This window comes from Rhodopirellula sp. MGV (genome assembly GCF_002251265.1).
In the GTDB taxonomy this organism is placed as follows: Bacteria; Planctomycetota; Planctomycetia; order Pirellulales; family Pirellulaceae; genus Stieleria; species Stieleria baltica_A.
This window is the reverse complement of the sequence record NZ_NPDI01000069.1, coordinates 1-13288: the sequence shown is the minus strand read 5'-3', so window position 1 is coordinate 13288 and position 13288 is coordinate 1. Positions and strand designations below refer to the sequence as shown.

10 protein-coding genes are annotated in these 13288 nt (G+C 58.1%); 6 read left to right on the top strand and 4 right to left on the bottom strand.

The features are described from left to right. The first annotated feature begins 59 nt into the window (after positions 1 to 59). The 3 genes from CGZ80_RS23685 (at position 60) to thiC (ending at position 4807) form a co-directional block, all read left to right on the top strand. Positions 60 to 1766 carry a hypothetical protein gene (locus tag CGZ80_RS23685; protein ID WP_094418161.1) on the top strand — a complete coding sequence of 569 codons (1707 nt, stop codon included), beginning with the start codon at positions 60 to 62 and terminating at the stop codon, positions 1764 to 1766. 131 nt (positions 1767 to 1897) lie between these two features. Beyond that, on the top strand, positions 1898 to 3274 hold the full coding sequence (locus tag CGZ80_RS23680; protein ID WP_146043113.1) for a c-type cytochrome: 1377 nt from the start codon (positions 1898 to 1900) through the stop codon (positions 3272 to 3274). Between the two features lie 195 nt (positions 3275 to 3469). Beyond that, positions 3470 to 4807, top strand: a complete 1338-nt coding sequence (gene thiC / locus CGZ80_RS23675) for a phosphomethylpyrimidine synthase ThiC (RefSeq protein ID WP_094418159.1) — start codon at positions 3470 to 3472, stop codon at positions 4805 to 4807. Positions 4808 to 4933: 126 nt separating this feature from the next. Here thiC and CGZ80_RS23670 read toward each other — a convergent pair whose 3' ends face one another. From CGZ80_RS23670 to thrC, 4 genes are all read right to left on the bottom strand, one after another. Further along, positions 4934 to 6238, bottom strand: coding sequence for an MFS transporter (locus tag CGZ80_RS23670; RefSeq protein WP_094418158.1), 1305 nt, complete (start codon positions 6236 to 6238; stop codon positions 4934 to 4936). A 179-nt stretch (positions 6239 to 6417) separates the two neighbouring features. Next, entirely contained in the window at positions 6418 to 6777 is a 360-nt protein-coding gene (locus CGZ80_RS23665) for a hypothetical protein (protein WP_094418157.1), read from the bottom strand. A gap of 33 nt (positions 6778 to 6810) precedes the next feature. Continuing rightward, complete coding sequence (dapB, locus tag CGZ80_RS23660; protein ID WP_094418156.1) at positions 6811 to 7614, bottom strand: 4-hydroxy-tetrahydrodipicolinate reductase; 804 nt, start codon at positions 7612 to 7614, stop codon at positions 6811 to 6813. A gap of 133 nt (positions 7615 to 7747) precedes the next feature. Further along, positions 7748 to 9175: a threonine synthase gene (gene thrC, locus CGZ80_RS23655; RefSeq protein WP_094418155.1), complete on the bottom strand. Its 1428-nt coding sequence runs from the start codon at positions 9173 to 9175 to the stop codon at positions 7748 to 7750. Between the two features lie 266 nt (positions 9176 to 9441). Here thrC and CGZ80_RS23650 point away from each other — a divergent pair, with 266 nt between their 5' ends. The 3 genes from CGZ80_RS23650 to CGZ80_RS23635 form a co-directional block, all read left to right on the top strand. After that, on the top strand, positions 9442 to 10230 hold the full coding sequence (locus CGZ80_RS23650; protein WP_233148626.1) for a signal peptidase II: 789 nt from the start codon (positions 9442 to 9444) through the stop codon (positions 10228 to 10230). Positions 10231 to 10251: 21 nt separating this feature from the next. Then, positions 10252 to 11076, top strand: coding sequence for a histidinol-phosphatase (gene hisN / locus CGZ80_RS23645; protein ID WP_094418154.1), 825 nt, complete (start codon positions 10252 to 10254; stop codon positions 11074 to 11076). An 889-nt stretch (positions 11077 to 11965) separates the two neighbouring features. Then, the coding region (locus CGZ80_RS23635) for a helix-turn-helix domain-containing protein (RefSeq protein ID WP_094418152.1) at positions 11966 to 13288 on the top strand (1323 nt) is incomplete at its 3' end.

Below are 13288 nucleotides of genomic sequence, written 5' to 3'. Positions count from 1 at the left end.
GTGTCTTCGAAAACGCCCCATGATAGGCAGCGGGGACGAAGTGGTACACTGCCGCTGAAATGACAAAACAACATGACTTATCACCCGCCCCTGGCAATCGGACGAATCGACATTCAAGGCATGCCAAACGGCCGCTAGCGATCGCCGCATTCGCCGTTGTCGTCGTCACCGTTGCGATGCGTTGGCCGGCGGGCGGCGAAAGCTTTTGGCTCGACGAACTGCATTCCGCATGGGCGGTCGCTGACGATTTTCCGGTGATCTCGGCCCGAGCGGCTGACGGTAACCAAACGACCGGCTATTTTCACTCGCTGTGGTTCTGGAAAAACACCGTCCAAATGCTGCGGCTCGACCAAGCCGTGGGGCTGGAATGGGCGATGCGATTAAGCAGCGTGGTGATGAACACGATCGCAGGACTGGTGCTGCTCTTCGGCGTGACCCGTTCGAGTGGTCGTGTCGCGGGCGGTTTTGCCGCGGCGATGCTGTTGGCGTTGGATCAACATGCGGTGTTCTTTGGTGGGGAACTGAGGCCCTATGCGGCGGTGATAATGTGCTCGGCGTTTGCCACCGCGTCACTGATGAAGATGCTCGGCAGCAAAAAAGGCTCGCAAGAAAACACCCCCGAATCCACACCGTCGACATGGATCGTTGAAACAGGCGTGGCGCGGCTTTCAATGGTGTTTTGGGTTTGCTTGGCAGGACTTCTGCACCCGACATCGCTGGGAACCTTGGGGCTGTTGATTCCGATCGGGTTTGTGTTGCTGGTGATAACAGGACGGTTCCGGATTTGGGTCAGCGACGTTGGTTTGGTCGCGGGCGGACTGATTACGTTGCTGCTGCTCGCCATCTCGTCGCTGCCCCAGTCTTGGCAACGACGCGATCTGTGGCGTGCCTTTGGACGCGCAACCGAGCTACAACAACTCTGGGATGCCTGGGACTGGTCTGTGCTGCTAGCGACTCCGATACTCGCGTGCGTGTTGATGTGGTCACTGAGCCATCTCCTGAATCCAAATCAGAACGCGAGTGCTGAAGGAACACCGAACCAACGTGTGTGTGTTGAAACGCGATGGCTGGGTTGGTTACCTGGCCTTATCGGATTCATCGCGACGCTGCTGTTCTTCACCGTATCCTATTTCGATTGGGTCCCGCTCTGGCACCGGAGGTACTTCATCGCCGCGTTGCCAATGCTCGCTTGGAGCGGAGGCGAATACACCGCGCGGGCGATCGACTTTGCAACGCGTACACGATGGCGATCGGCGCACCGACTCACCGCCGCGGTGCTCGTCGTGGTGATCGGATTCACGATGTACCATCAAGGCATCTTGCACAAGCTCGCCGCGGGCAACCTACCGATGCAGCTCCGCGGCGAGCGTTGGCGTGACGCGGTGGAATTGGTTCAACAATCACGACGAAGCGGCGAACCGGTTTGGTTGGACAGCGGTTTGATCGAAGCAAGCTTGCTTTCCGAGCCGCCGGAAGCCTGGCCATCGCCCGACGCGCGGTTTTGGGATTACCTCGCTTTCCCGCTCCAAGGGCCCTATCAATTGGACGGAACCAAGCCTGTCGCGGTGAACGCACACGATGCTTGGCTGGACTCGCTGGTCGGGGGGCTGCCAGACGACAAAACACATGTTTGGTTCATCACACGCTCCAATCAATCGAGCGTTGAAAATCTGGTTCAGCGACTCAATCTTCGGCGGCCACTCACGTCAAACTGGGAGCTGCGATCTCGCCCCGCAGTGGTGTCCATCGAATTTGCCGCAAAATAGTGTGACGCCTCCCAACCAAAACACGGTCACTACCGATAGCGCACTGCGTTTCGACGTCGCCATCGCCGGCGACTTACAATTGAAGTGACCAGAGATTCTGACTTCGCGAATCCAACACCGTTGCGATGCAAATGGGAAGCCACAAGCAAATTCGTCCACTATTCGTTTGGCTGATCGGACTGGCCTGCGTTGCGGCCAGCTCCGCCCACGGTGCGGAGCCCAGCGATGCCAAATTGGGTTACCGTTTTTTGACGGAAACGGCGGTCTTGCCCAGCGATTTCCAACAGTCAACGTTCGACGAATTGTGGAAGGTCTGGCCCGAAGAGCTTCGCAAACAGGCTGCTGAAGCGACTCCCGACCAGCGGCGACAAATGGCGTACCAGCGTTATGGGCTGACCACGCGTCCCGGCGATGACTCGGGTAAACCGCTGCAGTACGTCGTCGACGAAAGCGACAACTGGACGATGAACTGCTTTTCGTGCCATGGCGGAAGCGTCTATGGAGAACCTACTCCGGGTGCTCCCAACAATCGCTATGCGTTGCAATCGCTGACCGAGGAATTGACCAAGGCAAAGTCGCAGCTCGGATTGCTGCCCGGCCGAATGGAAATCGGAGCCTTGTTTATCCCACTCGGCACGACCAATGGGACCACGAATGCGGTGGTCTTCGGCATGGGATTGATGAGCAGTCGTGATGCCAAATTGAACTTGGTTCGCAAGCTACCGCAGTCGTTTACGCACCACGATATGGACGCGCCGCCGTGGTGGTATTTTTACAAACGGCCTTCGATCTACATCGACGGCTTTGCCCAGAAAGGCCATCGGGCACTGATGCAGTTCACGCTCGTTCCCGAGAACGGCCCTCAGTTTTATCGCGACAACGAAGACAACTTTCGCAACGTCTACGCGTATCTCGATTCGCTTCGTCCGCCGAAGTACACCGGCCAGATTGACGGGAGTCTGGCAGAGCGGGGCAGGGCAGTGTTTACCGACAACTGTGCCGAGTGCCACGGGACCTACGGCCAGGACTGGACCTACCCTAACCGATGCGTCCCGATCGACGAAATCAAAACCGATCCGGTCCGCTTGAACGCGTTAACTCCCGAAGGCCGCAAACGCTATGCGGACAGCTGGTTTGCCCATGCGGGCGAGTCGGACGAGCACGATACGACCCTGGATCCCGCCGGATATGTGGCCCCGCCGTTGGACGGCATTTGGGCCAGTGCACCGTACCTACACAATGGCAGTGTTCCCACGCTTTGGCATCTGCTGCACCCGGAATCGCGGCCGGCGGTATGGCGTCCGGTCTCGCAAGACTTGGACCAGAACCTGGTCGGGCTGACCATCGAAACGGCCGACCGAGTCCCGGTGGGGATCGAGGATCCGGTCAAGCGTCGTAGCTATTTCGACACACGGATGTTTGGAAAAAGTGCGAGCGGGCACGATTTCCCGGCTCGACTTAGCGAAAGTGAAAAAACGGCGGTCCTGGAGTATTTGAAAACGCTATAGCCCGACGGCGCGGCCCTACTCCGATTGCCCGCCCGGGCGTATAACTAGGGCGCCGTTTCTAAGTGGCATTTCGAGCAAATTTACTAGGTGCAAGCCGCATCTTCCCCATACACCGACGGCGATTGTCCCAAATCCGGGGTGTCGCCGCTTGGCATTCATTCCCACCCTTCGTGGGTTCCGACGGAGTTCTGATCGATGAGCAAAACGCAAATTCTGGCAGCGCGTGCTGGTGAGATTACCCCCGAGATGGAACGATGCGCGCAGCGCGAGGATTTGCCTGTCGAAACCATCCGCGATGAAGTCGCTGCCGGCCGCATGGTGATCCCCGCCAACAAGGTTCACGCCGCAGGCGCCCTGGACCCGATGTGCATCGGCGTCGCCGCCAAGTGCAAGATCAACGCCAACATCGGCAACAGTGCCGTAACCAGCAACATCGGCGAAGAGCTAGAGAAACTGCACACCGCGGTTCACTACGGCGCTGACACCGTGATGGATTTGTCGACGGGCAAGAACATCGACGAGATCCGCAAGCAGATCATCGGCAAAAGCCCCGTTCCGATCGGAACCGTCCCGATCTACCAAATGCTGGAAGAACTGGGCGGCAACATCGAAGACATGAACGCCCAGCACTTCTTGGACATGGTCGAGCACCAAGCCAAGCAAGGTGTCGACTATATGACGATTCACTGCGGCGTCAAACTCGAACACCTGCACCTGTCGATCAACCGCGTCACCGGAATCGTCAGCCGCGGCGGTTCGCTGATCGCCAAATGGATGATGGCGCACAACAAACAAAACCCGTTGTACGACGCCTTCGATGACCTTTGCGACATCATGCGTGAATACGACGTCACCTGGTCGCTGGGCGATGGTCTCCGCCCCGGATCGATCGCTGACGCTTCGGACGACGCCCAATTCGCCGAACTCGAAGTCCTCGGCGAACTGACCAAACGCGGCAAAGAAAACGGCACCCAGGTCATGGTCGAAGGCCCCGGCCACGTCCCCATGCACCAAATCCAAATGAACATGGAAAAGCAAGCTGAGCTTTGCGAAGGTGCTCCGTTCTACGTACTCGGCCCACTCGTGACCGACATCGCCCCCGGCTACGACCACATCACTAGTGCAATCGGTGCGGCAATGGCCGGATGGCACGGCGCGGCAATGCTGTGCTACGTCACCCCAAAAGAACACTTGGGTCTGCCCAACGAAGAAGACGTCAAGCAAGGCGTGATCGCCTACAAGATCTCGGCCCACGCGGCTGACGTCGCTCGTGGACGCAAAGGCGCTCAAGACCGTGACGACGCGCTCAGCAAAGCTCGCTTCGAGTTCGACTGGAACGAGCAATTCCGTTTGTCACTCGACCCAGAAACCGCTCAGCGTTACCACGACGAAACGCTGCCCCAAGACACCTTCAAGAGCGCCCACTTCTGCAGCATGTGCGGACCGAAGTACTGCTCGATGAAGATCACCGAGGACATCCGCAAGATGGCCAAGGAAAAGCAAATCGTGTCGTTGGACTCGAAGCAGTCCTAGGCAATTGTCGCCTTCCATTCCGCGAAAGTAGCGATCTTTGCTGCGGCTTTTGCGGACCAGAAGGCGATTCCAGAAGCGACTCCATCTGAAAATCGAGGCCTGCGAGAGGCCTCGCGTGAGTCGTCGTTACCCCGCGGTGGCTTCGCTGGTGTTGACCAGAATCCCGGTGCCCCTTAGCCGCCACGTAAAGAACATCGCACCAATCAGCATCAACCCGCTGCAGATATAAAAAATCCGCTGCGGGTTGTCTCCAAATCCCGGTCGAATCACCGGATACAGCACACCCGCGACCGTCATGAAGGCGAACGAAACGGCATTCGCGGTTCCAAGGAACTGCCCCCGCTCGTCATCCGGCGACAGCTTTTGCAGCAATGCCTGCAGCGGGACGATGTAAAACCCGGCCGAGAAACCCGCCAACAAAATTAAGAACGACACGTTGCTGAGCGCCACTCGCAGCAACGGTTTCGTGTCCGGCATCCACGGCGGGACGGCAGCCAACAAAAAGAAAAACAGCACCAAACCGACCGCCCCCAGAAGCGTCAATCGCGGCCGAATCTGGTCGCCTGACAACACCCCCGCGATCGCACACCCCAGTCCAATCGCCACCCCGAGCACTCCCATCAGCACGCTCGCTTCGGTGTGATTGATCTTCAAAACCTCGGTGTACTCCGGCACGATAAACAGCGCCAGCCCAGCCAACATGTAGAAATACCCCCAGGCCATCATCACCATCAGCAATCGCGTTTTTGACATCTCGCGAATCGCGGCGATATAAGTACTGAACGGGTTCAGCGTGACCTGCAAGTTTTTGTCACCAGCGTCAAGCTTCGGAATCAGGAAACTGGCGACCAAACCAAACACTGCGGTGATCACCAACAGTGCTCCGGGCAACCACAAGACGCCTGGTGTTTCGTCTTTCGGGGCATAGTGGTCGCTTGCCACGCCAGCAATCAACGTTCCCGCAATGACGGCGACGTTGGTCATCATGTTGATCGCCCCGTTGGCACGACTGAGGTGCCGAATGGAAACCAACTCCGGGATCATCCCGTACTTGGCCGGCCCAAAAAACGAACTCTGACACGTCAAAGCCGTCAGTGCGATCAACGTCACCGGAAGGTTCTGGATGTAAAACCCGATGCCCGCGACAGCGGCGATCGGGATCTCGGCGACCTTCACCCACAACGTCACTCGCTGCTTGGAATATCGGTCCGCGATCTGCCCCGCAAATCCGGACAGGATCATAAAGGGAACGGTGAAGCAAATACTGACAACACCTTGGCCGCCCTGACCAAGCTGACCGCTCCAGGCCCCGTTGATCACCATGAAGGTCAGGATCACCTTCAGAATATTGTCGTTCATCGCACCAAAGAACTGTGCGACGATCAGGCCTGAGAAGCCTGAATTGAAGAGTGAATTGGAACGCTGTTTCACAATGGCGACAGGGTGTGAGGTGTGCCGGTGGTGCAAGCTAGCATCGGAGACACTGCGAGACCCGCGAAAATGCGCGTCAATTTAACCTGCAGCACGCCTTTTGGCATATTCCGCCGGCTCGAACAAGCGGAATCCCCGTGTTGCGAGCTTCGCGGAACCAATCCTCACACACTCTTCGCCTAGCGATAGCGTTCGACAACGCCCGGCAGCGGATACTCGGTCATGTCTCGATCTCCGTCCCATTCGATGATCTCAAGCAGCCTGCGATAGCCGGCCGAAACCAACTGCGTCCGCTCAGAAACGAAGTCATGATCCAGTCCGGATTTCGCCATCGGACCATCGACAACCACGGGTTCGAACCGATCGTCGCAAATGAATTGAGCGAGCACCGGATTGCATCTCAGGTGCCGCTCGGCACTGGTGTGCAGCGTTTCGGGATCAAGTTCTCCGATCACAAAACGCAGATAGAGATCACTTTCGACGATCGAGGTGACGTCTTCGCCGCAGACCTCGCATCGGTAGCCCTCGTCGCATTTCATCCGAAATCGCAGCCTTTATCGCGTCCCCGTGGACTACATCTCCAAGACGTCGAACATGTCGTACATGCCCGCCGATTTTCCGGTCAGCCACTTCGCGGCTGCCACGGCGCCACCGGCATAGCAATCGCGGTTACTGGCGGCAACGTTCAGCTCAATACGCTCGCCCAACATGCCGAACACGATCGTGTGTTCACCGGGATTGTCGCCAACGCGGACGGCGTGGTAGCCGATTTCGTTTCGAGTGCGTTGACCGGTGTGGCCTTCGCGACCGTGAACGTGCTTGGTGTCATCGCCTAACTTTTCAGCGATCATGTCGCCAAACTTCAGCGCTGTGCCGCTTGGTGCGTCGGCTTTGAAACGATGATGGCGTTCGATAATTTCGACGTCCAGACCGCCCGGCACACCCATCAGTTTTTCGGTGATCTGCTGGGCAACCTTCATCGACAGATTGACAGCCAATGACATGCTGGGCGCCCAAACGATCGGGATGCTACTGCTGGCTTCACGCAGACGCTCGATCTGTTCGTCCGTCATGCCGGTGGTCGCGACGACCAACGAGGTTTCGTGAGCGATGCACTTGTCGATGCAGCGGTCCATCGCTTCGGGCAGCGAAAAATCGATCACCACGTCGGCATCGCTTGGCCACTTGGACGACAGCGGCACGTCGATCTTTCCGATCCCTGCGATCTCACCGGCATCGGTGCCCAGCAGAGAGTGCTGATCGTGCTCGATGGCGGCGATGACTTCGATGTTTTTGTCTGCGTCGGCAAGTGCGATCACGCGGCGGCCCATGCGGCCGGCGGCGCCGTGCACCGCGATTCGGAGTGGTGCTGACATTGGTTGATTGTTCGGGAAATGGGAAACAAGTCACTCGATGATGAGTGATGCCCCGGGCAGTGACAAGAGGGATGCGTCATCGCGGTCACGCGCCGATAAGGCGAAACCTGACGCAAATCGCGCAACCGAAACGCTAGGCGTACAGCTGGATCGCTTTGATGATGTCGGTCAGTTCGTTCGGCACGGCGATCGCTTTGTTGGCATACGACGCCTTGTTGACGCCGCGGCTGCCCAACGTGTTGTTGAACAGTTCCTGATCGGTGGTGTGGTAGGCAACCGTCGCGGTCGGATCTTTCAGCTCGTGCCCGGTCAAAATACAGACCACACGGTCGCTCGGTGCGATCACGCCTTCACGACGAAGCACCTTGGCCCCGGCAACACTGGCCGCCGACGCGGGTTCGCACCCGAAACCGCCAGCCCCTACTGTCGCCTTGGCGTCCATGATTTCTTGGTCGCTCACCTGGCGAACGACACCGTCGCAGAATTCAAGAGCACGCAAGCACTTCTTGAGGTTCACGGGACGGTTGATCTCGATCGCACTGGCCAGCGTGTCGGCCTTGATGCCGTTCTGGTCCATGTAATCCATGTACTCGCGGATCGGGTCCAGATTGACGTTACCGCCATTCCAACGCACACCACGGCGTTCGTGCAATTCGTAAAGCGTATCGGCACCGGCGGCGTTGATGATCGCCAAGCGCGGCACACGGTCGATCAGCCCCAATTCCTTCAGCTCCATGAATGCTTTGCCGAAGGCGCTGCTGTTGCCGAGGTTGCCGCCGGGGACAACGATCCAGTCCGGCACTTCCCAGCGGAGGGCTTCGAGCACGCGGAACATGATCGTCTTTTGGCCTTCCAGTCGGAACGGGTTGACCGAGTTGACCAAGTAAATGCCAAGTTGTTCCGCGACTTCGCGAACGCGGATCATTGCATCATCAAAGTCACCGGCGATTTGAACGGTCAGGGCACCGTAATCGAGCGCCTGGCTGAGTTTTCCGTAAGAGATCTTGCCGCTGCCGATGAAGATGATCGCCTTCATCAATCGGGTCGCACTGCAATACAACGCGAGCGACGCAGAGGTATTACCGGTGCTGGCACATGCGGCGCGTTTCGCCCCCAGCAGCTTGGCGTGGGTGATTGCCGCACACATGCCGTTGTCTTTGAAACTGCCCGACGGGTTCATGCCTTCGTATTGAAGGTGCAGCTTTCCCGCGTCCATCCCCACGAACGATCCGACCGCGTCGGTTTGTTGCAGCAGCGTCTGGCCTTCGCCGACGGTGACAATTTCGCTTTGCGGAACGAAGGGCAACAGTTCGTGGAATCGCCAAACGCCGGAGAAGCGAACCGGGTTGGTGCGTTCGGACCAACGGGCTTCGAAATCGCTCAGCTTGGTGGGGACTTCCAAGCGGTCCCACTCGTACGCGACGTCCAACAAATTCCCGCACTTCGGACACGACGTGTGGAGCTGGCTGGGGTCGTAGGTCGCACCACAATCGGGGTTAATGCAGCGTTGGAATGCCATATCGGTCTTGATCGACGACTTTTCTTTAGTGGACTGAATCATGGCAATGATGGCTTGGGGCGCGACAAGGTCTTGTGACTGGCGGTTTAATGCGATCAGCCTCGATTTCGCAACAACTGTGTGGGGAAGTGTCTCAACATTACTGCGCGACAACGCCCCCCCTGGCAAGCATATCGGTCTGGAGAAGTTTTGTCGCTACTCCTTTCGCTAATCTACACGTGTGAAGTTGCGAAGTTGACCTGGGCAAGCTGCGGCGACAATTCTACCGTGTAGGACCAAACAACGAATGGATTTTAACTGTTTGCCCTATGAATCTCTCCCCAGCGACTGCAAAGACCAGACCCGAACGACGCCGAATCGGTTCACCCGGTCACCCCAATCCGATTATCGGGTCTATCCCTGACAACACGGGCGACCCGACCGACCAACACGACAACCACCGTTCGAACATGCCGGATCAAAGCCATCCAGAGGACGCTGCACGCCCCGTTTCGCTGGTTTCGCGAGCGATTGTGTTCGCCGGTTTGGCAATCACCGGTGGCGTGATCGACCTGTGGAGCAAACAGGTGATTTTCAATTGGCGCGGCCTGCCTGGTGAAAAGGACATTTGGTGGGTCTGGGAACCGTTTTTCGGGATCGAGACTGCCGTCAACATCGGCGCCGTATTTGGAATCGGAGCAGGGCAGGGCACGCTGTTCGCGACCGCCTCTGTGATCGCCGCGGTAGGAATCGTCGCTTGGTTGTTCCTATTTCGTGCTGCCGAATCGCTGTGGCTGACGGTCGCATTGGGATTGGTCGGCGGCGGTATCATCGGCAACCTCTATGACCGAGTCGGAATGTGGTGGGAACCCGGATACCCTGACGTTTGGAAAAGCGGCGTTCGCGATTGGATCCTGTGGCGAATCAACGAGCGCTGGACATGGCCGAATTTCAATATCGCCGACTCGCTGCTGGTTGTCGGGGCCTGCATGTTGCTCTACCAAAGCATCTTCTTGCAGCCCTCGCCGCTGTCGCAAGCCAAGCATTCCGAATCCGGCAGCCCTGACTCCCGCAGTCCTGAATCCGATGCGGCTGGCGACGAACTGGCATCCACCTAGTACCAACCCGAATTGACGATCATGAGCAGCACCGAACGCCAACCTTGTGTGCCCGACCAATGGCAAAGCTTTGAAGACGGGCGGATCCTCCACATGATCGCGATCGCCCAAGCCGCCGGCGATCACACGCTAAAGTACTTCCAAAACGACCAACTTCAGGTCGACGCCAAAAAAGACGACTCGCCCGTCACCATCGCTGACCGCGAAGCGGAGCAGCTCGCACGGAAATTGATCAGCGAGCAATTTCCCGACGACACTGTCCAAGGCGAAGAATTTGCAGAACACGAGGGCGAGTCGCGTTATCGGTGGGTTATCGACCCGATCGACGGAACCAAATCGTTCGTTTGCGGCGTCCCGCTTTATTCGACACTGCTCGCGATCGAGAAAGACGAACAGCCGATCGCGGGCGTGATCCTGATCCCCGCACTCGGCGAAATCGTCGTCGCGGCGGAGGGGCTGGGATGCTGGCACCGCAAAGGATCTGGCGACTGGACGCGAGCTCAGGTCTCACAAAAACAGTCGCTATCCGAAGCCGTTTTCCTGTCCAGCCAAGTCGACTCGTTCGACATCCGCGGTGCCGCCGACGCCTACAAAGCACTCGAAAAGGCCTGCTGGATCACGCGGACCTGGGGCGACGGCTACGGGTACTTGCTGGTCGCAACCGGGCGTGCCGATGTAATGGTCGACCCGATTTGCAACGCCTGGGACGTCGCGGCGATCATGCCAGTGATGATCGAATCCGGCGGCAAGTTCACGGACTGGAAAGGCAACGAAACCGTTCGTGGCGGCGACGGAATCGGCACGAACGGATTGCTGCACAACGCCGTTCGCGAAACCCTTGGCTAGTTCCGCCTTGCGACTGGCTGCCCAAAAACGCTAGTTATTTCGCTCAAGTTCTCGTGCGCGACGCCGCCATGCTTCCAGTGAGTTGGGCAACCGCGCGTTCGCAGCCGCTATTCGAACCATCGCGAAAGGATTCCAAGGATGTCAGGTCAGATTCAAACGGGACGCATGGGAAAACGCCAAACCGGCTTTCTGACCTTGGCGATCGGATTGGTGCTTCTGATGCTCGGACTGGACCAACCGAGTACCGCGCAGCTTCCTCTTGGGGTCGCCCCCACGGAGGAAGAAGCCGCATTTTTGGAACAATACAAAGCCCAACGAAATCAAAATCGGGCCAACTCGGGCCGATCAGCGGTCGCCGAACCGCGTCGACTGGGCGGCGGCACCCCCACAAACCCACCTCAAGAGCCAGTAGCGACCCCGCCACAAACACCCCTCCAGACGGATTGGCCTGCCCCAAGTGGTGAGCCTCAAATGACGGAAACTGTCGGCCCGCCCCCTCCGACGGTAAACCCTCTGCAGGCTCTCGCTGGGGGAAACAAAACTCCACAGAGTGCCGCTGCGGGCGATTTGATCGGCTTTTTCGGTTCTGACGACTCGGGAACACACACAATTGCGCTGGTTAATACCAGTAAAATGCAAATCGTTGTGTATCATATTGATAGGTCTGGCGCTCTCCGACTGATAAGTAGCCGACCAATCGACGCCGACTTTTCTGTCACGCTCAACGCTACTGACCCACTTCCCAGTCAAATCCGACTTCTGCAGGGTCGGATGAAGTGAGGGTTCGTCTAATTCCGAGCAAAGAATAGTAGCGGCGTTGCCCCACGTAATTACTTTAAGACGTCGCGACACTATCTAACTGTTCTCGGAATCGAAGACCCCACCGACCATGTCTTATCTCTCATTGGACGAAGCAGCTGCGAAGCTGGGTATTTCCACCGACCGACTCGTCGAACTCCGCAGCCAAGGTCAGGTACGTGGCTTCAAAGACGGTTCGAGCTGGAAGTTCCCCGAAAATGAGATCGAGCGGTTGGCCGATGACTTGGCCGCCGAAGACAACTTTGGCTCCGGAATCCTGGTCAACGATCTGGATCTCGGCGACTCATCCGCCAGCATTGGATCGATCATTGGCGGCGACCAATCCGACGACGCCGACGGCAGCGACCTGAACATTGGGTCGGAACCACTGAAAGAAGGCAGCACCGGCTCGGACGTGAACCTGGTCACCGGATCCGACATAGGCAGCGACGTTTCTTTGGTCGCCAGCGATAGCGGTCAGTTGGACAGCAACCTCGAAATTGATTCGGTCTTCGAAACCGATGAAGAACTGCTCCAGGAAATTGACTCGGCAGAACTGAAACTGGATGACCCGGCGTTGCTCCGCGACAGTGCGGACAGCATCGATGTTGCGATCGACCCGAAAGAGGGCAGCACCGGACCGGTTGCGAAAAAAGAGATCGAGAGCGAAGTCGACAAGATCTCGATCAGCGATGTCGACGTTACTGACGATCCGTCGAACGACGAAGAGTTCATGCTCTCCAATGACCTGGCCGAAGACGACAGCAGCGAGCTATTGCTGGCCGATGACTCAGACTCGCTAGACTTGGATTCGCTCGACGATCTGAATTCCAGCCCCGCCGGCGCCAGCAGCTTGGCACTGATGAACGAGCTGGACGCCCCCAGCACCGACAAACCGATGAAGTCGTCCGGTGCAGACGTCCTCAGTGAGCTGGACCTGCTGGGCGAACAAGCTGGCAGTGGCAGCGGCATGATCTCCGGCGATAGCGAAAAACTGCTGACCTCGTCCGGCCTCGGCAGCGGCCTGGGCTCGAGCGTCATGAGCGAAATGGACGACGCACTCAGCGAAGACGACGACTTGGTCATCGCCGACGACGACGCGGATCTAATGCTCGACAGCGTTAGCGATATCTCTGTCGCTGGCGACAGCGGTATCAACCTGATGAGCCCCAGCGACAGCGGCCTGTCCCTCGAAAGCGAACCGCTGGACCTCGCCGGCAGCAGCCTGTCTGCTCTCGACCTGGGTGCGGAATTGACCGACGGCAGCGGAATCTCCAGCGGCAAAAGCGGTGTGGGCTCCGGCCTCGGTTCGGACGAAGAATTCCAGCTCTCGCCCTCCGGCGTTGGCTTGGACGCGGACCTGGACAGCAGCTCGCAAGTCATCGAAGTCGAAGACTCAGAAGTTGTCGACCTG